The sequence below is a fragment of the Actinomadura violacea genome (genome assembly GCF_017573465.1).
GTDB classification, from domain to species: Bacteria; Actinomycetota; Actinomycetes; order Streptosporangiales; family Streptosporangiaceae; genus Spirillospora; species Spirillospora violacea.
The window spans coordinates 49,244-75,357 of record NZ_JAGEPF010000006.1 but is presented as its reverse complement, the minus strand read 5'-3'; the positions used below and the strand labels follow the sequence as shown (position 1 = coordinate 75,357).

The 26,114-nt window shown below is 73.4% G+C and carries 25 protein-coding genes and 1 pseudogene; 10 read left to right on the top strand and 16 right to left on the bottom strand.

Annotation, left to right across the window (positions count from 1 at the left end; all coding sequences use genetic code 11):
* Positions 1-61: 61 nt before the first annotated feature.
* Together J4709_RS10095 and J4709_RS10090 are read left to right on the top strand one after the other, a co-directional pair.
* The gene (locus J4709_RS10095) at positions 62-1,252 is read left to right on the top strand and encodes an MFS transporter (protein ID WP_208239470.1); all 1,191 of its coding nucleotides are present in this window, start codon (positions 62-64) and stop codon (positions 1,250-1,252) included.
* Positions 1,253-1,263: 11 nt separating this feature from the next.
* Complete coding sequence (locus J4709_RS10090) at positions 1,264-1,635, top strand: nuclear transport factor 2 family protein (RefSeq protein ID WP_208239468.1); 372 nt, start codon at positions 1,264-1,266, stop codon at positions 1,633-1,635.
* A gap of 6 nt (positions 1,636-1,641) precedes the next feature.
* Here J4709_RS10090 and J4709_RS10085 read toward each other — a convergent pair whose 3' ends face one another.
* A complete protein-coding gene (locus J4709_RS10085) occupies positions 1,642-2,409 on the bottom strand; it encodes a helix-turn-helix domain-containing protein (RefSeq protein WP_208239466.1) in 768 nt (255 codons plus the stop codon).
* Positions 2,410-2,497: 88 nt separating this feature from the next.
* Here J4709_RS10085 and J4709_RS10080 point away from each other — a divergent pair, with 88 nt between their 5' ends.
* The 5 genes from J4709_RS10080 to J4709_RS10060 all read left to right on the top strand — a co-directional run bounded on the left by J4709_RS10080 (position 2,498) and on the right by J4709_RS10060 (position 5,113).
* Positions 2,498-2,878 carry a nuclear transport factor 2 family protein gene (locus J4709_RS10080; protein WP_208239464.1) on the top strand — a complete coding sequence of 127 codons (381 nt, stop codon included), beginning with the start codon at positions 2,498-2,500 and terminating at the stop codon, positions 2,876-2,878.
* Positions 2,879-2,919: 41 nt separating this feature from the next.
* Positions 2,920-3,252, top strand: coding sequence for a winged helix-turn-helix transcriptional regulator (locus tag J4709_RS10075; RefSeq protein WP_208239462.1), 333 nt, complete (start codon positions 2,920-2,922; stop codon positions 3,250-3,252).
* Between the two features lie 63 nt (positions 3,253-3,315).
* Positions 3,316-3,882, top strand: a complete 567-nt coding sequence (locus J4709_RS10070; protein WP_208239460.1) for a carboxymuconolactone decarboxylase family protein — start codon at positions 3,316-3,318, stop codon at positions 3,880-3,882.
* A gap of 5 nt (positions 3,883-3,887) precedes the next feature.
* The gene (locus J4709_RS10065) at positions 3,888-4,241 is read left to right on the top strand and encodes a BlaI/MecI/CopY family transcriptional regulator (protein WP_208239459.1); all 354 of its coding nucleotides are present in this window, start codon (positions 3,888-3,890) and stop codon (positions 4,239-4,241) included.
* Entirely contained in the window at positions 4,238-5,113 is an 876-nt protein-coding gene (locus tag J4709_RS10060) for a M56 family metallopeptidase (RefSeq protein ID WP_208239456.1), read from the top strand. Before J4709_RS10065 ends, J4709_RS10060 begins: the two co-directional genes overlap by 4 nt.
* A 1-nt stretch (position 5,114) precedes the next feature.
* On the opposite strand, the gene J4709_RS10055 is transcribed toward J4709_RS10060, so the two are convergent.
* The 11 genes from J4709_RS10055 to J4709_RS53090 all read right to left on the bottom strand — a co-directional run bounded on the left by J4709_RS10055 (position 5,115) and on the right by J4709_RS53090 (position 15,967).
* Entirely contained in the window at positions 5,115-5,570 is a 456-nt protein-coding gene (locus tag J4709_RS10055; protein WP_208239454.1) for a tellurite resistance TerB family protein, read from the bottom strand.
* Positions 5,571-5,699: 129 nt separating this feature from the next.
* Positions 5,700-6,860, bottom strand: coding sequence for a sulfotransferase family protein (locus J4709_RS10050; protein ID WP_208239451.1), 1,161 nt, complete (start codon positions 6,858-6,860; stop codon positions 5,700-5,702).
* Between the two features lie 13 nt (positions 6,861-6,873).
* Complete coding sequence (locus tag J4709_RS10045; RefSeq protein WP_208239449.1) at positions 6,874-7,659, bottom strand: SDR family oxidoreductase; 786 nt, start codon at positions 7,657-7,659, stop codon at positions 6,874-6,876.
* Positions 7,659-8,867 carry a hypothetical protein gene (locus J4709_RS10040; protein WP_208239447.1) on the bottom strand — a complete coding sequence of 403 codons (1,209 nt, stop codon included), beginning with the start codon at positions 8,865-8,867 and terminating at the stop codon, positions 7,659-7,661. The genes J4709_RS10045 and J4709_RS10040 overlap by 1 nt, the downstream gene beginning before the upstream one ends.
* A gap of 109 nt (positions 8,868-8,976) precedes the next feature.
* Positions 8,977-9,450, bottom strand: a complete 474-nt coding sequence (locus J4709_RS10035; RefSeq protein WP_208239445.1) for a nuclear transport factor 2 family protein — start codon at positions 9,448-9,450, stop codon at positions 8,977-8,979.
* Between the two features lie 45 nt (positions 9,451-9,495).
* Entirely contained in the window at positions 9,496-10,362 is an 867-nt protein-coding gene (locus J4709_RS10030) for an ABC transporter ATP-binding protein (protein WP_307801122.1), read from the bottom strand.
* Complete coding sequence (locus J4709_RS10025) at positions 10,359-12,128, bottom strand: dipeptide/oligopeptide/nickel ABC transporter permease/ATP-binding protein (protein ID WP_208239443.1); 1,770 nt, start codon at positions 12,126-12,128, stop codon at positions 10,359-10,361. The genes J4709_RS10030 and J4709_RS10025 overlap by 4 nt, the downstream gene beginning before the upstream one ends.
* A gap of 50 nt (positions 12,129-12,178) precedes the next feature.
* Positions 12,179-13,120: an ABC transporter permease gene (locus J4709_RS10020; protein WP_208239441.1), complete on the bottom strand. Its 942-nt coding sequence runs from the start codon at positions 13,118-13,120 to the stop codon at positions 12,179-12,181.
* Entirely contained in the window at positions 13,114-13,707 is a 594-nt protein-coding gene (locus J4709_RS10015; RefSeq protein WP_208239439.1) for a TetR/AcrR family transcriptional regulator, read from the bottom strand. The genes J4709_RS10020 and J4709_RS10015 overlap by 7 nt, the downstream gene beginning before the upstream one ends.
* A 34-nt stretch (positions 13,708-13,741) precedes the next feature.
* Positions 13,742-15,271: an ABC transporter substrate-binding protein gene (locus J4709_RS10010; RefSeq protein ID WP_208239437.1), complete on the bottom strand. Its 1,530-nt coding sequence runs from the start codon at positions 15,269-15,271 to the stop codon at positions 13,742-13,744.
* 534 nt (positions 15,272-15,805) lie between these two features.
* Positions 15,806-15,967, bottom strand: a complete 162-nt coding sequence (locus J4709_RS53090; protein WP_232383273.1) for a hypothetical protein — start codon at positions 15,965-15,967, stop codon at positions 15,806-15,808.
* Here J4709_RS53090 and J4709_RS10005 point away from each other — a divergent pair.
* Positions 15,893-16,705: a phosphatase PAP2 family protein gene (locus tag J4709_RS10005; RefSeq protein WP_307801163.1), complete on the top strand. Its 813-nt coding sequence runs from the start codon at positions 15,893-15,895 to the stop codon at positions 16,703-16,705. The genes J4709_RS53090 and J4709_RS10005 overlap by 75 nt on opposite strands.
* Before the next feature lie 19 nt (positions 16,706-16,724).
* Here J4709_RS10005 and J4709_RS10000 read toward each other — a convergent pair whose 3' ends face one another.
* The gene (locus tag J4709_RS10000) at positions 16,725-17,366 is read right to left on the bottom strand and encodes an SDR family NAD(P)-dependent oxidoreductase (protein ID WP_208239435.1); all 642 of its coding nucleotides are present in this window, start codon (positions 17,364-17,366) and stop codon (positions 16,725-16,727) included.
* Between the two features lie 73 nt (positions 17,367-17,439).
* A complete protein-coding gene (locus J4709_RS09995; RefSeq protein ID WP_208239433.1) occupies positions 17,440-18,216 on the bottom strand; it encodes a TVP38/TMEM64 family protein in 777 nt (258 codons plus the stop codon).
* Between the two features lie 117 nt (positions 18,217-18,333).
* Between J4709_RS09995 and J4709_RS09990 the strand changes: the two genes are divergently transcribed.
* Positions 18,334-22,620 carry a tetratricopeptide repeat protein gene (locus J4709_RS09990; protein WP_208239431.1) on the top strand — a complete coding sequence of 1,429 codons (4,287 nt, stop codon included), beginning with the start codon at positions 18,334-18,336 and terminating at the stop codon, positions 22,618-22,620.
* A 108-nt stretch (positions 22,621-22,728) separates the two neighbouring features.
* On the opposite strand, the pseudogene J4709_RS56100 reads toward J4709_RS09990, so the two are convergent.
* Together J4709_RS56100 and panB are read right to left on the bottom strand one after the other, a co-directional pair.
* Positions 22,729-23,010 (bottom strand): annotated as a pseudogene (locus tag J4709_RS56100) (SAM-dependent methyltransferase); the annotation flags it as partial.
* A gap of 69 nt (positions 23,011-23,079) precedes the next feature.
* Positions 23,080-23,940, bottom strand: coding sequence for a 3-methyl-2-oxobutanoate hydroxymethyltransferase (gene panB, locus J4709_RS09980; protein ID WP_208239429.1), 861 nt, complete (start codon positions 23,938-23,940; stop codon positions 23,080-23,082).
* Positions 23,941-24,207: 267 nt separating this feature from the next.
* Between panB and J4709_RS09975 the strand changes: the two genes are divergently transcribed.
* Entirely contained in the window at positions 24,208-26,109 is a 1,902-nt protein-coding gene (locus J4709_RS09975; protein WP_208239427.1) for a serine/threonine-protein kinase, read from the top strand.
* Positions 26,110-26,114: the final 5 nt, after the last annotated feature.

Sequence of the window (26,114 nt, the reverse complement as noted above, 5' to 3'; positions counted from 1 at the left end):
TGACGCGGCGCACGGTCATGGCGCAAGATCGAACCAACTGGTTCGTTCGATTGGAGGCCGGATGGTCGCAGTACGAGCGCCGGCGGCACGCCCGGCGCTGTTCACGGCGATGGCGGTGTGCAGCGGCGCCACCGTCGCCAACGTCTACCTCGCCCAGCCGCTGCTGGACCTGTTCGCCCGCGGGCTCGGCGTCTCGCCGGCGGCCGCCGGGACCGTCGTCACCTGCGCGCAGTTCGGCTACGCGGGCGGCATCCTGTTCCTGGTGCCGCTCGGCGACGCGCGCCGCCGCCGGCCGCTGCTGGCCGCGCTGCTGGCCGTCACCGTGCTGATGCTGCTGGCGGCAGCGGCGGCGCCGGGCCTCGGCGTGCTCGCCGCGGCGACGGCCGTGGCCTGCGGCGCGACGGTGGTGCCGCAGGTGCTGATCCCGCTGGCCGCCGAGCTGGCGCCGCCGGAGCGGCGGGCCGGCGCCGTCGCCGGCGTCCAGATCGGCCTGATGACCGGGATCATCGGGTCGCGGGTCGTGGGCGGCGTCGTCGGCGAGGCGCTGGGATGGCGGTCCGTCTACGTGCTGGCGGCCGTCCTCACCGCGCTGGCGGGCTCGGTCACGGTGTGGCTGCTGCCCGCGGAGACCGAGCACCGCGGCGCGGCCTACGGACGCCTCCTGGCGTCACTGCCGGGACTGGTGCGGCGGGAGCCCGCGCTCCGGCACGCCTGCCTGCTGCACGGCGCCCTGTTCGGCGCCTACACCGCCACCTGGACGACGCTGGTCCTCGTCCTGACGCACGACCCGTACGGCTACAGCACCGCGGAGGCCGGGCTGTTCGGCCTGCTCGGGCTGTCCGGGACGGTGGCGGCGCCGTGGGCCGGACGGTTCGTCGACCGGCGCGGCCCGGTCCCGATCATGGCGGCGTCGGCCGTGCTGACGCTCGCCGCCGCCGGAGCGTACGCGGCCGGACGCGCCGTCCTGGCGTGCATGGTCGCGGCCGTCCTGCTGGGCAACCTCGCCGTGCAGTGGAGCCAGATCGCCAACCAGGCGCGCATCTTCGCGCACATCCCGGACGCGCGGAGCCGCGCCAACACCGTCTACATGGTCGCGGCGTTCCTGAGCGGCGCCGTGTCCGCGGCGCTGGCGAGCGCCGTCTACGGCTCGTACGGATGGGGCGGCGTCTGCACCGTGCAGGCCCTGCTCGCCCTCGCCGGGCTGGCGGTCGTCCCCGCCGTCCGGCGCCACGACTCGAAAGGAATCTCATGACCTTCCCCGCCATGCCCGCTTCCGTCCTGCGCTTCTTCGCGGCCTCGCAGGAGGGCGACGCCGCGGCCTGGGCGTCCGCCTTCGCCACCGACGGCGCGTTCCACGACCCGGTCGGGCAGCCGCCGATCGTCGGCCGGGACGCGATCCGCGACTTCATCGCCTCGGTCCTGCCGCGGTTCCGGCCGTTCCTCGGGCTGACGCCGGTGGAGGCGCACACGGTCGGCGCGTCCGTCGCCGTCTTCTGGCGCGGCGCGGCCGTGTCGCTGTCGGGGGCGCCCGTCAACTGGTCGGGCATCAACGTCTACGAGCTGGACGGGGACGGCCTCATCCGCGAGGCGCGCGCGTACTTCGACCAGCGGGTCTTCCAAGCGCAGCTCGGCTGACGCGGATCACGCGCCGGCGGCCGGGTCCTCGAAGTACGCGGCGGTCTCCTCGTCGGCCGGGTAGTAGGACTCGACGGCGATCTCGTCCAGGGTGATGTCCATCGGGGTGCCGAACGTGGTGATGGTGGAGAACAGCCGCAGCTCGCGGCCGCCATGGCGGACGATCATCGGGATCAGGACGTCGGATTCGACGGACGGCCCCTCGGCCTCGGGCTCCAGCAGTTCCTCGTAGAGGGCGGCGAGCCCGGGGTCGGGGGCGGCGGCGAGCTGGCGCCTGATCCGGGAGCGGAACACCGCGCGGACGTCGGCGAGGTTGACGACGAGGCGGGCGAGGCCGCGCGGGTCGAGGCCGAGCCGCACCAGGTTGACGGGCGGACGGAGCAGCTCGGGGTCGACCGCGGCGAGGAACGGGTCGACGGCGCGGTTGGTCATCACAATGTCCCAGCGGCGGTCGAACGCCAGCGCCGGGTACGGCTCGTGCGCGCGGAGCACCCGTTCGACGGCGTTCCGGGCGGCGGCGAGCGCGGTGTCGCCGAGCGGACGTTCGGCGTACCGGGGTGCGTGGCCGGCCGCGAGCAGCAGCCGGTTGCGGTCGCGCAGCGGCACGTCGAGCTGGTCGGCGAGCCGCAGGACCATGGCGGCGCTCGGGTTGGACCGGCCCGTCTCGACGAGGCTGACGTGCCGGGCGGACACGTCGGCGGCGATCGCGAGGTCGAGCTGGCTGAGCCCCCGCCGGTGCCGCCACAGCCGCAACAACTCCCCGACCGTGTGCATGATCCCCGAGCGTACTCATCGCGGAGCCGAACGCCATGAAATGGCATTTCATCGACAATCCGTGGTCGCCGCGGAAACACTGCGGCGCATGACGAACAAGGACATCGTTCAGCACGCACTCTCGGAACTGATCACGACGGGCAGCACGAAGGGACTCGAACCGCTGCTCGGCGAGGACTTCGTCCACCACCGGCCAGACGCGACCTCCTCCACCAAGACGGAATGGCTCGCCGCCGTCGAGGCCGCGCTCGTCCCGCTCGCCGGCATGCAGGTCGAGATCCGGCATCTGCTGGCCGACGGCGACCACGTCGTCCTGCACACGCGGCGGCGGCTGCCGGACGGCCCGGAGATCGCGGTCGTCGACATCTGGCGGGTCGACGGCGGGCTGATCAGCGAGGCGTGGGAGATCATCGAGCCGGTCGCCGCCGCCCACGCCAACCTCACCTGGTGGGACCCCGCCGACCGCTGACCCGGGCGGTAGCGTTTCGGGAATCGAAGCGCGGAGGGTGCATGGCGACACCGGGGAAACCCGTCCGGGGTTCGGCGACAGGCCGGCCGATCATGGCGGCGCTCGACCTGTTCGGGCGGCGGTGGACGCTGCGGATCGTCTGGGAGCTGCACGAGGGTCCGCTCGGGTTCCGGCCGTTGCAGCAGCGCTGCGACGGGATGTCGTCCAGCGTCCTCCGGCAGCGCCTGGTCGAGCTGGAAGAGGCGGGGCTCGTGCTCAAGACCGAGGACGGGCGGTACGGGCTGAGCCCGCTCGGGCAGGACGCGCGGGAGGCGCTCGGCCCGCTGTCCCGATGGTCGGAGCGGTGGGCGGCGGCGCTGGAGGACGGCCACTGACCCTTGTGCTTCGTTTTCCGAAGCGTGATGATGCTTCTGATAACGAAGCACAAGGGAGGCGTCATGGCACGCATCGCTCCGCTCGACCCCCCGTACGCAGCCGAGATCGGCGAGGCCCTCCGCAAGTGGATGCCGCCCGGCGCGGCGCACGAGCCGCTCGTCCTCTTCCGCACGCTGCACCGCAACCCGGAGCTGGCGTCCCGGATGCGGGTGCTCGGCGCCGGGCTGCTCGCGCACGGGCGGCTGCCCGCGCGGGACCGCGAGATCGTCATCGACCGGACGTGCGCACGGGCCGGGTGCTCGTACGAGTGGGGCGTGCACGTCGCGGTGTTCGGCGAGGCCGCCGGGCTGACGGCGCGGCAGGTCGAGGCGACCGTCACCGGCGACCCCGAGCCCTGGACGGAGCGGGAGGCGGCGCTCGTCCGGGCCGTCGACGAGCTGCACGAGTCCGCGGGGATCGCGCCGGAGACGTGGGCGCGCCTCGCCGGCCACTACGACGAGGCCGAACTGCTGGAGCTGCTCGTCCTCGCGGGCTGGTACCGGACGATCAGCCAGCTGATCAACGCGCTGGAGATCGCGGACGAGCCGTGGGCGCCCGGCTTCACTAGGGTGGAGGCGACCGGAGGGTGAGGGACGTGTCGCGTCGGGCGCTGGGGCAGTTGGAGGCGGAGGTCCTCGCCGCGCTGGCCGGGCTCGGCGGCGACGCCGGGACCGCCGAGCTGACGGCGCGGCTGGACGGCGAGCCCGCGTACACGACGGTCGGCACGATCCTTTACCGGCTGTACCGCAAGGGGATCGTGACGCGGGTCCGGGACGGCCGGCAGTACCGGTACCGGCTCGCTGTGGACGAGTCGGCGCTGGTCGCCGACCGGATGCGCGACCAGCTGCGGCACGCCAGCGATCCGGGGAGCGTGCTGAGCCGGTTCGTCCGGACGCTCACCCCCGAGGAGGAGCGGAAGCTGCGCGAGCTCCTCGGCGGTGCGGAGTGACCTGGTTCACCGTCCTGCCGTTCGCGCTGATGGCGGCCTTGAGCGCGGTGCTGGGCCGGGTCCGGCTGCCGCTGCATCCGGTGTGGTGCGCGCGGGTGCTGGCGACGACCGCGGGCATGACGGCGGTGGCGGCGCTCGGCACCGGCTTCTTCGTCGCGGTGAACTACGCGGCCACACTGGCGCCTGCGGCGGCGGCACGCCTGCCGGAGTGGGCGCTGTTCGGGGACGACCGTCCGGTGCCGGACGTGGTGGGGGTGCCGGCGGTGCTGCTGTCGGCGGCGGGGCTCGCGGTCGCGGGACGGACGGCCGTCCGGTGGGTGCGGGAACTGCGCGCGGCGAGGGACGGCGCAGGCCGGGTCCTGGAGACGGGGGTGCCGATGGCCGTCGCCGTGCCGGGACGGGGTGGCGGGGTGCTCGTGTCGCGGGGCCTGCTGCGCGGCCTGGCGGCCGAGGAGCTTCGGGTGGTGTTCGAGCACGAGGGCTCGCACCTGCGGCACCGCCACCACCGGTACCTGGCGGCGGGCGCGGTCGCGGCGGCGCTGCTGCCGCTGCGGCGGCTGGACGGCGCGCTGCGGCTGGCGGTGGAGCGGTGGGCGGACGAGGACGCCGCCGAGGCGGTCGGCGACCGGGCGCTGGTCGCCCGCACGATCGCCAAGGTCGCGCTCGCCCAGCCCGCGGCGCCCGGCCCGGCCCCGGGATTCGCCGACTCTGGGGTGGTGCGGCGCGTCGAGGCGCTGCTCGGCGCGCCGCCCGCCCGCAACGCGGTCGCGGGGCCGCTGCTGTTCCTGGGCGACGCCCTGCTCACCGGCTCGCTGGCCGCGGTCGCCCTCCAGCTCGACCACGCGCTGGCCGCACTGCCGCCCGTGTGGTGACTTACAGCTCGAACTCGGCGGGCGGCAGCCCGACGGCGAAGCACGCCTCGCGGACGACGGCCTTCTCGGCAGCGTCGAAGTCGCCGTCGGCGCCGCCGATGACGATGCCGATCTGGATGACGGCGCGGGCCTCGGCGGGCTTCTTCTTCACCTTGCCGATGTCCTGCAGCACCGCGACCTTGCCGAAGTCGAAGTCCGCGGTGAGCTTGGCGACGTAGTCGTTGAAGCGGCGCTGCAGGTCGTCGGCCGGGAAGTTCTGCAGCACCTCGTTGCCCATGATCAGCGAGGCGGTGCGCTGCCGCTCGGCCGCGTCGACGCTGCCGTCGGCCGCCGCGACCAGCGCGCACATCGCCATGCTCGCGTCGCGGAACGCCCCGCTGGTCAGTTCGTTCTTCTTGCTGAGCAGCTGCGTCTGCATCGTCTGGGTCGACTCGCGGAGCCTGTTCCAGAGAGCCATCGCGTCCCTTCCGTCGCCGTGCGGACCGTCCGCACCTGCTCCTACAACTGTAGTAATCAGCGGAAGGTTCCCGGAGACGCGAGCGGGGGCGGGGCCGCACGCGGCCCCGCCCCCCGTCGCGACGCGCTGTCAGGCCCGAAGGCCGCTCGCGTAGTCGGCGAACCGCTCGTCGACCTCGGCGGCGGTCAGCCCGAAGTCCTCCAGCGAGTAGCGGTGCGCGGGCTTGGCGGCGCCGGCGGTGCTCTCGCCGTGCAGGTCCGCCATCGCCGTCCGGGCAGCGCCGGTGAACGGCAGCCCGAAGTGCGCGTAGACGGCCTCGACCGTGCCGATCGGGTCGCGGACGAAGTCGTCGTAGTACACGTCGGCGAACTGCGCCTGGTCGTGCCGGGCCCGCTCGGCGCGGAACGCCTCCAGGCCGCGGCTCCACAGGTCGAGCTGGTCGCGGCCGATCGTCGCGCCGGTGAAGACGTCCGACCAGCCGTCGGTGGCGTGCGCGGCGAGGCTGCACATGGACGCCATCGCGGTGCGCGGCGTCCGGTGCGTCTGGACGATCAGCGCGTCCGGGTAGACCTCCAGGAGCGCGTCGAGCGCGAACAGGTGGCTCGGGTTCTTCAGCACCCAGCGGCGGCCGACGTCGTTCAGGCCGATGAGCTGGAGGTTGCGGCGGTGCCGGGCGTAGGCGGGCGTCCAGTCCTGCTCGGCCAGCCACGACGAGTACGTCGGCAGGTGCGCCAGGCACTCGAACGAGATCGACAGCATGTTCTGCCGGAGCAGCTGCCAGCACTCCTCGACGGAGTCCGCCGAGATGTAGTGGACGCCCATGAACTCCGGGTTCTCGACGTGGTGCCGGCGGTACCCGGCGTCGATCGCCTGGAAGACGGGGTCGTCCGCCCACGTCTCGCGCGGCGGCCGCGGCTGCGGGACCTCCGCCAGCCACAGGTCGAGGCCCTGGTGCGCGGGGTCGGCGGTGAGCAGCCGGTGCAGCGCCGTGGTGCCGGTGCGCGGCAGGCCCGTGACGAAGATCGGCCGCTCGACCGGGACGTCCGCGTGCTCGGGATGCCGTTTCCAGGCGGCCTCGGAGAACTGCCGGGCGGCGAGGGCGCCGCGCAGCATCGCGCGCTGCGCCTTGTTCCCGAGCGGGGTGAGCCCGGCGTCCTTCGCCAGCGAGTCCAGCAGGACGGTGAGCCCGCCGAGGTAGTCGTCGTCACCGAACTCCGTCATGCCGGTGACCCTGCTCGCGGACGCGTGGAGGTCCTCGACCGTCCCCACGCTCTCGCGGCCTGCGCTCATCGTTCCCCGCTTCCTAGTGGTGCCACTCGCCGGAGTTGACGTCCAGGCACTGCCCGGTGACCGCGCGGGCGAGCGGCGACAGCATGAACACGACGGCGTCGGCGACCTCGTCGGGTTCGGGGAGCCTGCGCAGGTCGGTGGTGGCGGCGTTCTCGTCGTAGACCTGCTGCATCGGGACGCCACGCTTCTCGGCGAGGTGGTTGAAGTACCACTGCAGGTTGTCGGCCCAGATGTAGCCGGGCGCGATCGTGTTGACGCGGATGCCGCGCGGCCCGAGCTCGGTCGACAGGTTCTGCGTCATCGCCAGCAGCGCGGCCTTCGCCATCTTGTAGGCGCCGAAGGTGCGCCGCGAGTGCCGCAGCACCGCCGAGTTGATCATCACGACGGAGCCGCCGCGCTCCTCCAGCGCCGGGACGAACAGCTTCGTCAGCCGCAGCGCGGCCAGCACGTTCGTCTCGAACCCGGCCCGCACCCCGTCGAGGTCGACCTTCATCAGGTCGCGCAGCGGCGGCGTCGCGAACGCGTTGTTGACCAGCCCGTCGACCCGTCCGAACGACGCGAGGGCCGTCTCGGTGAGCCGTTCGCAGGCCGCGGCGTCGTTGATGTCGGTCGGGACGGTGACGGCGCGGCGGCCGAGTCCCTCGACCTCCTTCGCGACCTCCGCGAGCCGCTCCTCGTTGCGGGCCGCGAGCACGATGTCGGCGCCCGCCTTGGCGCACTGGAGCGCGAGGCCGCGGCCGAGGCCGGGACCGACCCCGGAGACGACGACGACCTTGTCCTTGAGCAGTTCCGAGCCCATCAGCCGAGCATCCTCCGTGCGACGGCGACCTGCCGGGCCGCGATCCGTTCCGACCATTCGGTCGCATCGACGCGCTGGCTCTCGTAGTGCGGCAGCACGCGCGGCAGCTCGTCGAACTTGACGATCTCGACCGTGGGGCCGTCCTCGGCGGTGAGGTCGCGGGTGAGCCGCTGCCAGCGGAACTGCAGGTAGCCGCGGCGGTGGCCGGTCCGCTCGATCCAGTTGGCGAGGCCGGGGTCGCGCTCGCTCAGCACGTAGCGGATCTTGCCGTCCGGGTCCACGCGCGCCTGGTCGCGGGTGAGGCTCGTCTGGTGGTTGATGTAGTCCAGCGAGACGTACCACATGCTGCCGAGCTGGAAGCCCTGGTAGGGCGCCACCGACGGGTCCGCGGCGGGCGCGGTGATCACCATGACCTCGTCGTCGTCGAGGTCGTAGTGCCCGACGGACGAGAACTGCGTCGCGAGCCCGCCCGGCGTCGGCCGCGGCTCGGTCATCGTGTTGACCGGCAGCTGCAGGTAGTGCCATTCGGGGAACGCCAGGAACGTCTTGATCCTGGACACCAGCATCTTCCCCGCGACCGCGTACCGCCGCGCCATCCGCTCGGACGGGACGGGCTCCGGGGACGTGCCGAGCGTGTCGGCGCGGTGGATGCGGATCTCCCCCGGCCGCTCGTTCTCCCAGTCGCTGAACACCTCGCGGACGATCAGCATCGCCGAGCCGGGAGTGAACGCGACGTGGTCGTCGCCGGCGTTCTCCTTCGGCGGGCCGAACGTCAGCCGGAACGTCCCGTCCTCGGCGATGTTCAGCTTCCGGTCGTCGAACGCGGTGAGGCTGTCGGGCGACTGGGTCGGCGAGTAGTCGCCGTTCATGATCTGGAAGCTGAGGTCGGCGGTGGTGCCGCGGCGCCCGGTGACGACGTACTCCGCGTCGTCCCTGATGTAGGCGTGGAAGTACAGCGTGTCCGGGTTGTCCAGGCCCAGCTTGGTGTACGGGCCGGTGGACGAGGCGAAGTACGGGTGGTCGTGCTGGTAGGCGCCGACCATGTGCAGCGACGCCTTGATGCTGCCGGCGAGGTAGTCCAGGCCCTCGGCGAGGTCCTGGTCGGTCTTGACGAACGGCGCGTTGCGGATGATCTGCTCGGCCTCGACGACGGCGTCGGCGAACGGGCGCGTCGCGGCGTCGGGACGGTGTGTTGCGTCGGTGGCCACCGGGCTCTCCTGGGGACGCGGGATCGGCGCGTGCGCGGGGCGCTGCTCGCGCGTATCGGGACCGGACGGTAGAACGCGTTCTATGTCCGGGTCAACGCACGGGTCCCGATCACCGGGAGCCGGGCACCGGGGTGGTGAACTTCAGGCTCGGGACGTCGTCGAGCGACACCATGTACTCGTATGTCCGGGTGTGCCCGGTCTTCTCGACCAGCCACCGGCCGTCCTCGCCGCGCCGGTAGACGTCGTGGTAGAAAGCGGCGCCGCGGATGAGCAGCCGGTGCTCCGGGATGATGATCGTGTCGTCGAGCGACCAGACGCCGGTCGCCCGGTCCCCGTCGATGTCGATCTCCGGGGCGCCGGCGGTGTGCGCGCTGATCTTGTCGGCGCCCAGGTTGGCGCGCATGTAGTCGATGATCGCGTCCCGTCCCTCCAGGCGGAGGGTCTTGCCGAGCACGGGGGTGTCGTACTCGGCGACGGCGGCCGCGGTGAACAGCCCGGCGAACTCGTCCCACTGCTTGAGGTCGACGCAGCGCAGGTAGCGGTGCTTGAGCCGGCGGATCTCTTCCAGGGCTTCCAGGTCCATGCGAGACAGCCTGACCGGTCCGCCCGCGCAAGACAAGAACGTGTTCTAACAATCCGGGGACGGCGCGGACTCCGCCGCCGCCGCGGCGGCGCGGCGCGCGCGGCGGCGCCGCTGCTCGGCCACGTCCGCGACCGGCGCCGACAGCAGCAGCGTGCGCGTGTACGGATGCTCGGGCGCCTCGGTGACCCGCGCGGCCTCCCCCGTCTCCACGATCCGGCCCTCATGGATCACCGCGACGCGGTGGCTCATCGTCCGCACGACCGACAGGTCGTGCGACACGAACAGGTAGGCGACGGCGGTCTCCTCCTGGATCTCCAGCAGCAGGTCGAGGATGGTGCGCTGGGTCGTGAGGTCGAGCGCCGACACCGGCTCGTCGCACACGATCAGCCGGGGCCGCAGCGCGAGGGCGCGCGCGATCGCGATCCGCTGCCGCTGCCCGCCGGAGAACTCGCGCGGCAGCCGGTGCGCCGCGTCGGCGGGCAGGCGGACGCGGTCCAGCAGCGCGGCGATGCGGGCGCGCGTGGCGCGGGCCTCGCCGCCCTGCGCGATCAGCGGCTCGGCGAGCGTGTCGCCGATGGTCAGCGACGGGTTCAGCGACGTGTACGGGTCCTGGAAGATCACCTGGAGGTCGCGGCTGAGCGCGCGGCGGCGGGCCGCGGTCGCGGTGTCGATGCGCTCCCCGTCGAACGTGACCGTGCCGGACGCGACCGGGACGAGGCCGAGGATCGCCCGGCCGATCGTCGTCTTCCCGGAGCCGGACTCGCCGACCAGGCCGAGCGTCTCGGCGGGCCGGACGTCCAGGTCGATCCCCTTCAGCACCTCCGTGCGCGCGCGCCGCCGCCTGCCGGGGAACGACACGTGCACGTCGCGCAGCGACAGCAGGGCCTCGTGTTGCGGTGATGCGGTGCTCACGCGGTCTCGCTCCTCGCTTCGACGGGCCGCCAGGGCGCGCGCGGGGGCGCGTCGTCCAGGACGGCGTCCAGCAGCCGGCGGGTATAGGGGTCCTGCGGGTCGCGCAGGACCCGGTCGGTGGCGCCGGTCTCCACGATCCGCCCCTCGTTCATCACCGCGACGCGGTCGCACAGGTCCGCGACGACGCCGAGGTTGTGCGTGACGAGCAGGACGCCGAGGCCGCGCTCGGCCTGCAGGCGGCGCAGCAGGTCCAGGACGTCGGCCTGGACGCGGACGTCCAGCGCGGTCGTCGGCTCGTCGGCGATGAGCAGCTCCGGGTCGCACGACATCGCCCCGGCGATGAGGACGCGCTGCGCCATGCCGCCGGAGATCTGGTGCGGGAAGCGGCGCAGCACCTGCTCCGGCTCCGGGATCTCGACCATCCGCAGCAGTTCGAGGGCGCGTTCGGCGGCCTGCTTGCGGGACAGGCCCACGACGTGCCGCATCGGCTCGACGAGCTGGCTGCCGATGGTGAACGCCGGGTCGAGGTTGCTCATCGGCTCCTGCGGGACGTACGCGACGGTCGTCCCGCGCAGCCGACGGTGCCGCTTCTCGGGCAGCCCCGCGACCTCCTGACCTGCGACGATGATGCTGCCGCGGCTGACGCGCCCGCCGTCCGGGAGGATGCCCAGCACCGAGAACGCGGTCTGCGTCTTCCCGGAGCCCGACTCCCCGACCAGGCCGACGATCTCCCCGGGCCGGACGTCCAGGTCGATCCCGTGCACGACCTCGGCGTCGGTGCCGTCGGGGCGCGCGTACGCGACCGCCAGCCCCCGGATGGACAGCAGCTGGGCGCGCTCGCCTCCCGCGACCCCGGCTTCGGCCTCGCCGGCGGCGCGGCGCTCGGCGGGACGGGCCGCCGCCGGCGTCCCGGCGCGGTCCTCCAGCGCGTCCCGCAGCGCCGTGGCGAGCAGGACGAGCGCGCCGCTGGTCGCACCGAGCGCCAGCCCCGGCCACAGCATCAGGATCGGGGCGCGCTGGATGTTCTGGAACGCCTCGTTGAGCATCGCGCCCCACGTCGCGGTGGCGCCGCCGCCGACGCCGAGGAACTCCAGCCCGGCCTGCAGCCCGATCGCGAGCCCGGCGACCAGCGCGACCTGGATGATGACGGGCCCGCGCACCACGATCAGGACGTGCCGGGCGACGATCCGGACGTCCGGCAGCCCCGACACCCGCGCCGCGTCCACGTACGGCTCGCCGCGGACGTCCGCGACGATGCCGCGCACCATCCGGAAGAACTGCGGCGCGACGAGGAACCCGAGGACGATCATCAGGATCCACGGGTTCGAGCCGAGGATCGCCCGCGAGGCCAGCAGCACCACCATCGCCGGCAGCGCCATCACCAGGTTGGCGACCCAGGTGGCGGCCGAGTCGAACTTGCCCGCGTAGTAGCCGGCGAACAGCCCGGACGGCACGCCGAGCAGCAGCGCGATCGCCACGCTGAGGACGGCGCCGCCGAGCGTGTTGCGCCCGCCGTACAGGATGCGGGACAGGATGTCGCGGCCCGCCGAGTCCATCCCGAGGGGGTGCGCGCCGCTCGCACCGGCGAACGCGTCGCCGAGCGAGGCGGTCTGCGGGCCCTGCGGCGCGAGGACGGGCGCCAGCGCCACGGCCAGCACCAGCAGCGCCAGCAGCAGCAGGGACGCGGCGCCGAGCGGGTTGCGCAGCAGCCGCCGGAACGCGCCGCGCCGGCGGGCGGCCGCCGCCCCCTGAACGCTCTCGCTCATGCGTGTCCCCTGTGGGGGGTCGACCCCCCACACCCCCCGGTTCGCTTCGCTCATGAGACTCTCGCCTTCGGGTTCAGCCAGCCGATCAGGATGTCGGTCAGCAGGTTGATCAGCACGACCCCGACGACCGTGAGCATGACCAGCGCCATCACCACCGGGACGTCGCCGCGGGCGGTGTAGGAGACCGTCATGCCGCCGATGCCGGGCAGCCCGAAGATCTGCTCGACCAGCACCGCGCCGCCGAGCAGCCCGATGAACTGCAGGCCGAGCAGCACCAGCGCGGGCGCCGAGGCGTTCCGCAGCACGTGCTTGAACACGATCCGCGGCATGGACAGCCCGCGGGCGCGCAGCGTCCGGATGTAGTCCTGGCGCAGCACGTCGATCACCGCGCCCCGCACCTGCTGCGAGACGCCCGCGACGGACGCGACCGACAGGGACGCCACCGGCAGCGTGATCGTGGACAGCCACCCGCCCGGCGACTCCTCGATGGGCGTGTAGCCGATCGCCGGGAACCAGCCGAGCTTCACCGCGAACACCAGCACCAGGATCAGCGTCACGAGGAAGCCCGGCAGCGCGTACCCGGCGACGCCGAGCACCTGCACGAACCGGTCGGCGGCGCCGCGCCGCACCCCGGCCCACACGCCGAGCAGGAACGACACGACGGCCGTGACGAGGGTGACGCCGAGCATCAGGCTGATCGTCACCGGCAGCCGGTTCGCGATCGTCTGCGTGACGTCCTCGCTGGTGAACCAGGACGTGCCGAGATCGCCGCGGACGGCGTGCGCCAGCCAGTCGAAGTACTGCACGAGCACGGGCCGGTCGAGGCCGAGCGCGGCGTTCCTGGCGTCGACCGCGGACTGGTCGGCGCTCTGCCCGAGCAGCTGCCGCCCGACGTCGTTGTCCGGGATCGACAGCAGCAGGTAGGACAGCAGGGAGATGACGAGCAGGAGCACCGCCCCCGACACCAGTCTCCGCGCGACGAACCTCAGCATCGGCCCTCTCCTTCCGCGGGGACGCCGGGCCGCAGCAGCCGCATCACGTCCCCGATGGGCTGCTCCATGTCCATGGAGCGATCCACCAGCCACTGCATCTGGATCCCGTCGGCGACCGCGACGAACAGCGCCGCGAGCCGGTCGGGCGGGACGTCCGAGCGCATCCGGCCCTCGTCCATGCGGACCCGCAGGAACGCGGCGACCTGCTCGCGGATCACCGGGTAGCGCTCCGCGAAGTGGTCGTGGGCGGGGTGGCGGGGATCGCCCGCCGCCGCCGCCATCGACACGAACAGCTCCACGAGGCCGGGCGTGGCCGTCCCCTCGCGGACGATCCGCCGGTACGTCTCCGGGGTGTGGTCCGGGTGCCGTAGCCGGGCCGTCTCGTCGCGCATCCGCAGGACCTGCGTGAGGAGGTCCTCCTTGGACGCGAAGTAGTGCATCAGGCCGGGCAGGCTGAGGCCGCACCGGTCCGCGACCTTGCGCAGGGAGGTGCCCCGGTAGCCCTCCGCCGCGAAGACCTCCAGCGCGGCCATCAGGATCTCCTTGCGCTTGGCCTGGCCCTTCTCGTACGGCCCCCGCTTCGCCATGCCCTTGCGTGCTCCCGCTCCCCCGTCCGGCCCGTCAGGACCCAGCGGGCGAGTAGTCGTAGATCGACGGGACGGCCATGCCGGACTGCGTCACGGCCTTGACGTCCTTGGACGAGACCAGCTGGTACTGCAGCCGGTAGAACGGCGCGAACCACGCCTGCTCGACCAGCTGCTTGTTCAGCTCCTTCGACGCGGCGGCCGCCTGGCCCTCGTCGCCGGCCTGCACCTGCCCGAGCAGCTTGGTCACGGTCGGGTCGGTCGTCCCGAACATGTTGAAGGCGCCGGGCGTCACCAGGTCCTGGTCGGTGAGCCAGTCGATCGACGACTGCCCCATGTTCATGACCATCGCGGAGTAGGCGCGGTCGCGGTAGACCTTCTGGACGGCGCCGCCGGCGTCCAGCTGGTCCCAGGTGACCTTGATGCCGACCGCGCCGAGGTCCGTCTGGATCGAGGAGACCAGCGCGTCGGTCATGGACGGCACGCGCGGCAGCTTCAGCGTGAACCCGCCCGCGTAGCCGGCGTCGGCGAGCAGCTTCTTGGCCTTGGCCGGGTCGTGCGGGTAGTAGGTGTCGAGGCTCTTGTCGTAAGCCTTGGTCTCCGTCCCGAACACCTGGTCGGTGATCTCGCCGTGGCCCTGGCGGATCTTGTCGAGCATCGTCGCGCGGTCCAGGGCGTAGTTGATCGCCTGGCGGACCTCGGGCTTCTTCAGCGCGGGGGTGCGGACGCCGCCCCGGTCGAACAGCAGCAGGCCCTGGAAGTCGAAGGTGAACGGCGTCTTGGTCAGGTTCGCGTCGGAGGCGACCGCGGTCTGCTGGTCGGCGTCCTGCAGGACGGCGCTGTCGATCTGCCCGGTCTTCAGCCCGTTGACGACGGCGGTCTCGTTGTCGAACACGCTGATCGTCAGGGTCTTGAACTTCGCCTTGTCGCCCCAGTAGTCGTTCCTGCGGGTGAAGACGTACTTGTTGCCCACCGCGGTCTTGCCCTTGTCGAGCACGTAGGGCCCGGTGCCGGCCGGGGCCGTCTTCAGGCTCCCGTCCTTGAGCTTGGCGGGGCTCGCCATCAGGCCCGCCGCGTCGCTGAGGTAGAACTCCAGGCCCGGGTCGGGCTGGGACAGCTCCAGGACGACGTGCGCCGGGTCGACGACCTTCACGTCCTTGAGCGACTTCAGGTACTTGGCGCCGCCCCCGCCGCCGTTCTTGAAGTGCTCCATGTTCGCCTTGACGGCCGCGGCGTCGAACGCGGTCCCGTCGTCGAACTTCACGCCGGTGCGCAGGGTCATCGACAGGTGCGTGCGGTCCTTGTCGTAGGACCACTCGGTGGCGAGCATCGGCTTGTACGAGCCGTCCGGGTCCCGCTTGATCAGCGTGTCGTAGGCCGCCTGGAAGAACGGCAGGGCGCTGCCGATCGCGTCGGCCGGGTCGAGGCTCTGCGCGGCCGTCAGGGTGGCGATGTCGAGTTCGGACGCGCCGCCGCTCGCCGAGCCGCCGCCTCCGCAGCCCGACAGCACCAGCGCGGCGGCGGCGCAGGCCGCCGAGGCCGCGATCCGGGTGGAGTACCTCTTCATGATCTCTCCGTCTGGAGGGCCGGGACCAGCGTCGCCGGCGGGACGTCCGGGACGGCGCCGCGGCGGGACGCGGTCCGTCGATTGGCGAAAACCGTAATCTGATCGGTTTCTGTCCGTCAATGCCTGCGGGCGAGAAAACCGATCGTTATACGGTTTTGACTCGCGCGGGACGGCCGTCACCGCCACCCCTGGAGCCCCATTACCCTGTTTGACCTGCGACGGGACGCTCATTGGTACGCCCCGGACCCCCATGCGACCGGGCGGGGGAAGGACATACTCGGGCAAATGACCAGACCCCGGTGTGCCACGAGGGGCGGAAGGGATGTACGGTCGGCCGTTGAGCGGCTCGCGCAGGGTCCCGCAGGGCCGTCGTGGGGAAAAGAGGGCTGAGCCGTCCGCGCGCTACTCCTGCGCCCCGAGGGGCGCCGCATCGGCCGAGACACCGACGTCCAGCGACCGCGCCGCAAGCGGCCGTGGCTGATCGGCGAGCTGGCGATCGTCTTCGTCCTGCTGCAGGTCTACGGTTACATTCGGTCACTGGCCGATACCCGGTACGGGCCGGCGCGCGCCCACGGCCACGACGTCCTCAGCATCGAGAAGCACCTCGGCATCGACATCGAGCTGCGCACCAACCACTGGCTGACGCGGCACCACGACCTGTCCGAGGTCGCCGTCTGGATCTACCAGCACATGCACACCGGCTTCACGATGGGCATCCTGCTGCTGTGCTACCTCGCGGGCCCCGGCGTCTACCGGCCCGCGCGCAACGCCCTCGTCCTGACCAACCTGGCCGGGCTCGTCGTCTTCTTCGTCCTGCCGGTGATGCCGCCGCGGCTGCTGCCGGACGCGGGGTTCATCGACTCGGTCGCCCTGGCCGGCTTCGGGACGGTGCACAGCCCCGGCGGCGTCGAGGCCGACCAGTTCGCCGCCATGCCGTCCCTGCACATGGGATGGGCGGTGTGGGTCGCCGTGGTCATCATGGCGCTGATCCCCCGCCACCGCGTGCGCTGGCTCGCCATGCTGCACCCGATCGTCACCGCGGTCGTCGTCGTGATCACCGCGAACCACTACGTGCTCGACGTGATCGCCGGCGTCGCCGTCTCGGGCGCGGCCCTCTTCGGCACCGGCCTCGTCTGGGCGGGCAACGGGACGACCTACGCGGCCGGCCAGCTGATCAAGCGCAACCGCCCCGCGCCCGTCCCCGACCCCGCGGACGTGGCGGACGCCCTGCCCGGCGCGGCGGACGCCCTACCCGGCGGGGCGGACGCATTGCCCGGCGGGGCGGACGGCGAGGCGCCCGTTCCCGCCGAACCGGCGGCGAGCACCGTGGCCGGCACCAAGGCGGGCGCGACCGCGACGACGCGCCTGGAGCGGCCGCCGGGCGGGATCACCAAGGCCGACCCCGACAAGGGCCCCGAGCTCGCCAGCCCCTGACGGACGACCCGGCGTACGCCTACGCGGGAGTATGGACGATCTCCTGCTGCCACTCGCCGCTCGGCTGGACATGCAGGCGCCAGTAATGCTCGGCGATGCGGTCGGGATCGAAGAAGGTCCCCGGCGCGACGGGGCCGTCCACGGTCACGCTCGCCGCGTGGACGCCGGACGGCCCGTACTCCTGGTCGATCAGGGCGACCAGCGTCCGCACCCCGGCCTTGCCCAGCGAGAGGCTGACGTACTCGCGCTTGGGCTCAGGCATGCCGCCGGTGACCAGGAACGTGCCGCTCCCGCGCCGCGCCATGCCCGGGGCGACGTGCGCGGCGGCCGTCAGCGCCCCGCCGACATTGACCGCCCAGGCGTCCAGCTGCTCGCGCGCGGACAGCTCGCCGACCCGGTCGGGCCGGACGAGCGCCGCGTTGTAGACCACGGCGTCGGGGACGCCGAACTCGGCCGCCGCCGCGTCGAGGGCGCCGCGCAGCGCCGTCTCGTCGGCGGCGTCGGCGGCGAGCCGGACGACGGGCGCCGTGGCGTCCTCGATCTCGGCGAGCTTCCCGGCGTTCCGTCCGATGAGGGCGATCGGCATCCCCTCGCGGGCGAACCGCCGCGCGACGGCCGCGCCGATCCCCGGCCCCGCCCCGATGACCACTGCTCCCGGCATCTCGTCTCCCTTCGACGACCGCGACGCTAGAGCCTCACACCGGTGTGAAGGTCAACCTCCGTGATCGGTACGGCTAGTCGTCGGCGGCGGCCGGCGCGGGCACGGCGGCCGCCTCGGCGCGCTCGCCGCGGGCCCTGACGAACCGCGACAGCCACCAGCTGAACCCGCTGAGCAGGACCAGCCCGACGGGCGCGATCCACACCATGGGGGAACCGGGCTCGCGCAGCGCCTTGCCGAGCCCGGTGTAGACCAGGGTGCCGGGGATGATCCCGGCGAACGTGCCCGCGATGTAGGGCCCGAACCGGACCCCGGCGACGCCCGCCCCGTAGTTGACCACCCCGAACGGGAACAGCCCGACCATCCGCAGGACCAGCACCGACTCGAACGCGCGGCGCGACAGGTAGGCGTCCAGGCGGGCGAGCCGCCCGGACCCGGCGTAGCGGGCCACGGCGGGCCGTCCGAGCGCCCTGGCCAGCGCGAACGAGATCGCGGCGCCCGCGGTGGCCCCGACGAGCACCGAGCCGACGCCGACGGCGACGCCGAACAGCGCCCCGGCGGAGGCGTTCAGCACCGAGCCGGGCACCAGCGCGGTCACCGCGAGGGCGTAGCAGAGCGCGAAGACCAGCGGCCCCCACCAGCCGAGCGAGTCGACCCACGCGCTGACGTCGCCCCAGACCGCGCCGCCGGCGACCGCCACCAGCACGCCAACGCCGAGCAGCACCGCGCCCAGGACCAGCAGTTTCACCACGGCGGCCCGCGACATGGGCGGCCCGCCGTCCGGCGCGGGCTCCGGCGCGGTCTCGCCCGCCCCCGGCGGCGGCAACGGCTCGGCGGCGGGTTGGCGGCTCATGGATCTCCTGCGAAGTGTGTTCCGAGGCCGAACAAGTCGGCGCTTCTTGTCTACCATCCGGACTGCCGGGGTTTGCGAGGCGAGGGCGGGTGCGTGGCAGTGACCGACGGACTGGCAGTGGCCGACGGACAGGTGCATCTGGCCAACGCCGACCGGCTGCGCCGGCGGCAGGAGTTCGACGCGGCGGAAGCCGAACTGGCCGCCGCCGCGGCGGCGGGCGCGGACGGGCCGGCGGTCGAACTCGCCTGGGGGCGGCTGGAGTTCGACCGGGACGACCCCGCCGCCGCGCTGGCCCGGTTCGCCGAGGCGGCGGCCCTCGCCCCCGGCTCGCAGGACGCGATCGGCTGGCAGGTGGCCGCGCTGAAGCACCTGTGCCGCTTCGACGAGGCGCGCGGCATCGCCGACGACGGCCTGGCGCGCTTCCCGGACAGCCCGACGATCAATGTGGCGCTGGCCCGGCTGCTGAACGCCATGGAGTACCCCGACGAGGCGCTGGCGCGGCTCGAACACGTCCTGGACCGGCATCCGGACGACGAGAACGCGCTGGAATGGAAGATCGAGATCCTCGCCGGGCTCGGGCGGTACGCCGAGGCGGAGCGCGTCTCGGAGATCGCCCTGGCCCGCCATCCCGAGTCGCCCAGGATCAACGAGAGCGTCGCCGACATCTACCGGAAGCAGCACCGCTTCGACGCCGCGCTCGACCGCTACGAGAAGGTCCTGGGCACCTACCCCGACAACAGGGTGATGCTGTGCGACCGGATCAGGGTGCTGCGCCACGCCGGCCGGTATGAGGAGGCACGGTCCGCCGCGGAGGAGGCCGTCCGGCTGCTGCCGCGGTCGCCGGGCGTGCTCGTCCACCGCAGCTATCTCGCCGAGGACGAAGATCGTCTTGCGGACGCGCTGGACGATGCCGACGCGGCACTGCGGCTTCAGCCGAACCGCCTCGACGCGCTGGGACAGCGCATCGACGTCCTCCGCAAGCTCCGCCGCTACGACGACGCCGAGGAGACCGTCGAACGGGCCATCGCGGCGCATCCCCGATCCGCCCCTCTCCTCGTGGCCCTCACCTGGCACTACCGCACGCTTCAGCAGGACGAGACGGCGCTCGCCATGGCGGAGCGCGCGCTGGCCCTCCACCCTCGGCACCCAGGGGCTCTGGACGGCCGCGCCACCGCCCTGCGGGACCTGCGCCGCTTCCCGGAGGCGGAGGCCGCCATCGCCGGAGCCGTCGCGCTTGTGCCCTTCTCATCCCGGCTCCGCAATGAATGGGGGCTGCTCCTGGACGAGCAGGAGCGGTACGCCGGGGCGCTGGAGCAGTTCGAGAAGGCTCTGGAGGCGGACCCCCTCGATGACTTCGCGCTGCGCCGGCGGGTGACCGAGTTGCGCTACCTGCGCCGCTACGAGGAGGCGGAGGAGGCGGCGCGAACCGCACTCGAGCGGGTCCCCTCGGCGGGCAACTTCCTCGAACGGGGAAGACTGCACGAGGACCAGGAGCGGTATCCGGAGGCTCTGGCGGATTTCCAGCGCGCGCTCGAACTCGATCCCACCGAGGCCTGGGCGCACGCGCTGATCATCGATTGCCTGCGGCGGTCGGAACGGCTCGACGAGGCCGAGGAGGCCGCCGGACAGGCGATCTCCCGGTTCCCGGACGATCCTCTGCTGCGACGCGAGCTCGGCCACGTCCACGCGTCGAGGGACATGGACGAGCAGGCGCTGCAGGCGTTCCGCAAGGCGGTCGAGCTGAGCCCCGTCGACCCGTACTACCAGGTCGACGTGGGCAATGCGCTGCTCTGGCTCAGCCGGTTCCGTGAGGCGGAGTCGTTCCTGCGTGACGCGCTGCGCAAGAGACCCGACAGTGTGCAGCTGACGCAGGCGCTCGCCGGCGTCCTGACGGCCCAGTGCCGCCACGACGCGGCCTACGAGGAGCTGACCAGGGCGGACCACGGTGACGTCACGGACATCACCGACCTGCGCATCTCCACGCTCCGGTCGGCGAGGCGGTTCGAAGAGGCCGAGGCGCTCGCGCTCGACGCGGTGGAACGGCGGCCCGACATCGTGCGGCACCGCCTCGAACTCGCGCAGGTCCATTCGGACCGGGGCCGCCATGTGGAGGCCGAAGGCGTGCTGCGGGACGCTCTGCGCCGCTTCCCCGAAGACCCCGGCGTCCTTCAGGCGTTGCTCGGCCTCTACCAGTGGCTCGGAAGATACGAGGACGCACTCTTCGAATCGCAACGCCTGCTGGCGTCCTTCCCCCGGTCCGTGGCTTTCCTGGTTCAGCACACCGACGTCCTCGACGACCTCGACCGGCAGGACGAGGCGGCAAGGATGCTCCGGGACGCGATGCCTCTGCACCCGGGGAACGGGCGGCTCCACTGGCAACTGGGCTGGTTGCTCTACGACCAGGGCAAGTACGGTGACGCGCTCGCCGAATTCGGGCAGGCGTCGGCGATGGAGCCCACCCGCGACGCCTGCTACGGGCGCGCGGCCGCGCTGTGCAGGCTGAACCGCCATGAAGAGGCGGTGTCCCTGCTCCGGGCGGAGACCGCGGTCCGTCCGAACTACGCCCAGACATGGGTGGAGCTGGCGGACGTCTACGAGGACCTGGGGCGGTACGGCGAGGCGCTCACGGCCGCGGAGCAGGCCATCGACTTGGGCCCGTTCTATGCCCGGGCTCACGAGACGCGGATCAGGATCCTGCGGCTCCAGCAGAAGCCGAACGAGGCGGAGGCGGCCGCGAACGAGGCCCTGGCGCGCATGCCGGGGATGGCGGTCCTGGCCCTCGCACGAGGCAGGGTCTTCGACGACCGGAACGAGTACGTCGAGGCCCTGGAGGACTTCGACCGCGCGCTGGAGCTGCTCCCCCTCTTCAACGTCGCCGTCATCGCCAAGTCGTCCACGCTGCGATCGCTGCGGCGCTTCTCCGAAGCCGAGCGGCTCGTCTCGGCCGCCGTCGAGCGCTACCCGCACCACACCTGGCTGCGCATGGAGCTCGGCTGGATCCACCGCGACCAGGGCCGCGGCGCGGAGGCGCGACGGGTGTTCGAGGGCCTGCGCGACGAGGCGACGAGTCCGGGCCGCCGCGCCGAGGCGTGCGCCGGCCTGGGCTGGACCGCGTTCACCGACGACGACCACGCCGCGGCGGAGCGGCACTTCCGCGCCGCCGGCGAGGCGGACGAGGGCCCCGGCGACTGGCAGGTCGGCCTGGCCTGGACGCTCGTCGGCCAAGGCGACCGGGACCGCTGGGACGAGGCCGAGCGGCTCTGCCTGGACCTTCTGCGCAGGCGCCCGGGGAACCTGATGGCCCACACCTGCCTGGGCGTGCTGTACTTCCGGCGCGAGGAGTACGCGGCCGCCGAGCACCACCTGAAGCGGACGATCGACCTCGACCCGTACGACGGCGGCTACGTCGACCTCGGCTCGCTGTACGTGCGCCTGGGCCGTTTCGAGGACGCCGAGGAGATGCTCGGCAAAGCCCTGCAGCGCGACGGCTACGACGCGCAGGCGCACATCGAGTACGGCAACCTGTGCCTGCAGTGCGAGGCGGACGAGGCGGAGGCCGACGTGCGGGCCCGGCGGGCCGTCCGGCACTTCCGGCAGGCGCTGACGCTCAGCCCGGCGAGCGGCCCCGCCGCGATCGGGCTGGCGATCGGGCTCGCCCGGGTCCCCGGGGACCTGCTCGCCGCCGAGCGCGTGCTGCGGGACGCGGTGGACCGCGCGGGGAACGGCCCGTCGCGTCCGAAGCTGCTGCTCGCGCTGGCCCGGCTGCTGATCGAGCGGGGCGACGCGACGCAGCGTCCCGAGCTGTACCGGGAGGCGGTGACCACGGCGCAGGAGGCCATCGAGCGGGCGGCGGGGGACGCGGACGCCTACTTCGTGGCGGGCGTCGCCACGTACAAGACCGCCGCGGCGGGCGCGGAGGTGCGGGCCCGCCCGTTCTACCGGCACCGCGCCGTCCGCTACCTCAAGGAATGCGTCCGCCGCGACGCGGGGCACGTGGAGGGGCGGCGGCTGCTGCTGCTCGCCGAGGAGAGCGCGCGGACCGCCCGCGGCGGCGCCGCGGGCAGCGTGATCCTCATGTCGATCGCGACGGCGCTGCTGGCCGCCCTGTGGATCGGGTTCTTCCAGTCGCACCGGATCAGCTCGACGGTGCTCGCCACGCTCACTCCGGTGCTGGTCGGCCTGGTGGCCCTGGGGTTCGTGCTGCCGCTCCTGGTCCGCCTCAAGCTCCCCGGCGGCGTGGAGGCGGACCTGTCGGCGAGCCTGCAGCAGGTGTCGTCCGGCCCCACCGGGGACGTGAGCATCGGCCCCGGCCGGATCGGCGGCCAGGGCGCCGACACGATGAGCATGGCGCCGTTCGTCTCCGGCCCTAGCGGCCAGCTGCCGCGCCTGGAGTCGGCGCGCTAGCCGCCAGCGGTCCTTGCGGGCGACGGCCGTCCAGCCGGCGCCGGTGACGTACTCGCCGCCGTCCGGCCGCCACCCGTGCAGCGGGACGACGCCCGGCTCCAGGAGCGTCAGGCCGTCCAGCAGCCCGGCGACCTCCTCGCGGGTCCGCGCGATCAGCGACGCGTCCGCCGACCGCGCCCGGTACGCCGCGCCGACGCCCTGGTTGCGCCGCTCCTCCGCCGCCGCATGCGACACGATCACGTGGCTCCCGGCCGGCAGCGCCTCGGCGTACCGCCGGACGATCCCCGCCGGGTCCCGCTCGTCCGGGACGAAGTGCAGGACGGCGACGAACAGCACGCACACGGGCCGCCCGGAGCCGATCAGCCCGCGCACCGCGGGATCGTCCAGCACCTCCGCGGGCTCGCACAGGTCGGCCTGGACGACGCCCCCGCCGCCCAAGGGCCCGCGGCTCGCCGGCGTCTACCGGTAGGCGTGTTCGGCGGCCGGGAAGGCGCCGGTCACGACCTCGTCGGCGAAGGTGCGGGCGGCCTCGTCGAGGGTGTCGCGGAGGGCCGAGTACTTCTTGACGAAGCGCGGGAGGCGCCCCGGGGTGAGGCCCATCGCGTCCGTCCAGACCAGGACCTGCGCGTCGCAGTCCGGGCCCGCGCCGATGCCGACGGTCGGGACGTCGAGGGCGGCGGTGATCTCGGTGGCCAGCCGCTCCGGGACGGCTTCGAGGACGACCGCGAACGCGCCCGCGTCCTGCACGGCGCGGGCGTCCTGCAGCAGCCGCCGCGCCGCCGTCTCGCCGCGGCCCTGCACCAGGTTGCCGCCGAACGCGTTCACCGACTGCGGGGTCAGCCCGAGGTGGCCCATGACCGGGATCCCGGCGGACACCATCATCGCGATCTGGCGGGCGCTGCGCTCGCCGCCCTCCAGCTTCACCGCGCCGACCCCGGCCTCCTTGACCAGCCGGGTCGCGCTGCGCAGCGCCTGCTCCGGGCCCGCCTGGTAGGTGCCGAACGGCAGGTCCCCGACGATCAGGGCCCGGGACGTGCCGCGGACCACTGCGGCCGACAGGACGAGGATCTCCTCCAGGGTGACGGGGACGGTCGAGTCGTAGCCGAGGTGGCAGGCGCCCATCGTGTCGCCGACCAGGATCACCGGGATGCCGGCCTGGTCGAAGACGGACGCGGTCATCGCGTCGTAGGCGGTGAGCATCGGCCATCTCTCGCCGTCCGCCTTGGCGGCGGCGATGTCCCGGACGGTGACCCGCCGGGAGAACTCGCCCCCGTAGAGGGACGGCCGGTCCTGCGTGCGGGCATGCGAAATACGCGTCATGACGACGGTTCTCCTCGCTCATCTCGAAGCGCCCTGACGGCGTCTCCGGACTCGCGCCCATCCTGGCACGCGCGCCCCGGCGGGTCGAGACCCGTGCGAGGGGGCCGCATGTGGCCACGGGCGCGTATTCGCGCCGTTACGTCGCGGTATGCGAAGAGGTTCGGTGCAGCGCCGTCCGGGCGTCCGGGAAACGGTGTGTGACCGTCAGGTCACAGCAGTAGGTTCGTCCGCGCGACGTCGGTCGCCGGGCGCGGAAGGACGGCACGGGTGCACGAGGGAGAGAAGATCGCCGGGCGCTACCTGCTGATCGGCGGGCCGGCGCACGGCGGGATGGGCGAGGTCTGGCTCGCCGAGGACACCCGCCTCAAGCACCGAAGGGTCGTGCTCAAGGGGGTGCCGGCGGACCGGCGCGGCGCCGCGGCGTCCGCCCTCGTCCATGCCGAGTCGCTCGCGCAGGCGTCGTTCAACCATCCGCACGTCGTCGTGCTGCACGACCGGGTGGCGCAGCGCAGGTTCCTGCGGGTCGCGCACTGGCTGGTGATGGAGTACGTCCCGGGCGGGAGCCTGGCGAACCGCCCTCCTGTCCGGCCAGGGCAGGCCGCCCGGATCGGCGCGGACATCGCCGCCGCGCTGGAGGCGCTGCACGCCGAGGGGATCGTGCACAACGACGTCAAGCCGGGCAACATCGTCGTCACCGCGGAGGGGACCGCGAAGCTCGCCGACTTCGGCGCGGCGGTGCGGCCGGCGGACCTGCCGCCGGAACCGTGCCCGGGCGGCATCCGGCGCACCCCCGGCTACGCCGCCCCGGAGGTCGAGGCCGGGCGGCCGGAGCCCGCGTCGGACGTGTACTCGCTCGGCGCCACCCTGCACAAGCTGATCACCGGTCTGGCGCCGGCCGACGGGACCGGGGAGGTCCCGGCCCCGGAGACCGGCCCGCTGCGCGATCTCCTCGCCTCGATGCTCCAGCACGACCCGGCGGCCCGTCCCGCGCCCGCGGAGGTGCGGCGGCTGCTGGACGCGGCGGCCGACCCGGGACGGATCGAGACGCCCGGCTTCCGCGACGCGACGCTCGGCGGTCCCGAGGCGGCCCCGGCCCCGGGCGCGGCGGGAGACGAGGACGAGCTCCCCGACCCGGGGGTGGGCGGGGTGCGTTCCGGCGGCTCCCGGGCCGGGGGGCCGCGGGCCTTCGTCCGGGCGCACCGCGGGCCGACGGCCGCGGTGGGCGGGGTGGTGCTGGCCGCGGCCGTGGCGCTTGCGATCATCAGGCCGCCGTGGGGAGACCACGGGCACCGGCCCGCGCCGCCCTCGCATGACGCCCCGGTGTCCCTCATCGGCGACCAGCGGACCCTGGAGCCCTGCGCGCTGACCGACCCCGCCGCGCTCCGCGCGTTCGGCGACCCCCAGACCGACGCGCACTACGGGAACTTCAACCGGTGCGACGTCCTCGTGACGCGGGGCGGGCCGGACGACTACATCGACGTGGAGACGCAGCTCATCCCCGCGCCGGATCCCGGCACGGCCGGCCCGGTGACGTACGTGCGAGGGTTCGGGGTCGTCCCCGCGGGCGAGGACGCCGAGTCGTGCTCCCGCAAGGTGCTGCTCCCGGCCCCGGACCAGGCCACCGCCATCGAGGTCACCGCCAAGTCCGACGGCGGGAAGGCGCCGCTGTGCACGATGGCCGGGACCGCGGCCACGAGCGCCGCCGGCATCCTGCACCGCGGGCCGGTGCCGCGCCGCAACCCGCCGCTGCCCGCCGCGTCGATCGCGCAGCGCGACGCCTGCCAGATGCTGTCCCCGCAGGCGCTCGACGACATCCCGGGCGTCAACGCCACGTCCCCGGAGACCGGGTTCGGCCGGTGGGAGTGCGGTTGGGACAGCACCACCCAGAGCCTCGGCGCGACCCTGCGGTTCGACCAGGGCCAGCCGCTCGACGCGCACGCCGGGCGGCCCACCCGGCTCGCCGGCCACCCGGCCTTCGTCCAGGCGGACGAGGGGCAGGGCTCGGACCGGACGTGCACCGTGCAGGTCGTCGCCCGGACCTACCGCGGCCCGGACGGGAAGATCGCCGAGCTGCTGCACCTGGAGGTCAACGGCGACCTGCCCGTGCGGCGCCTCTGCTCGCTCGGGACGACCCTCGCCGGCGCGGCGGCGGCCGCCCTGCGCACGTGACCGGG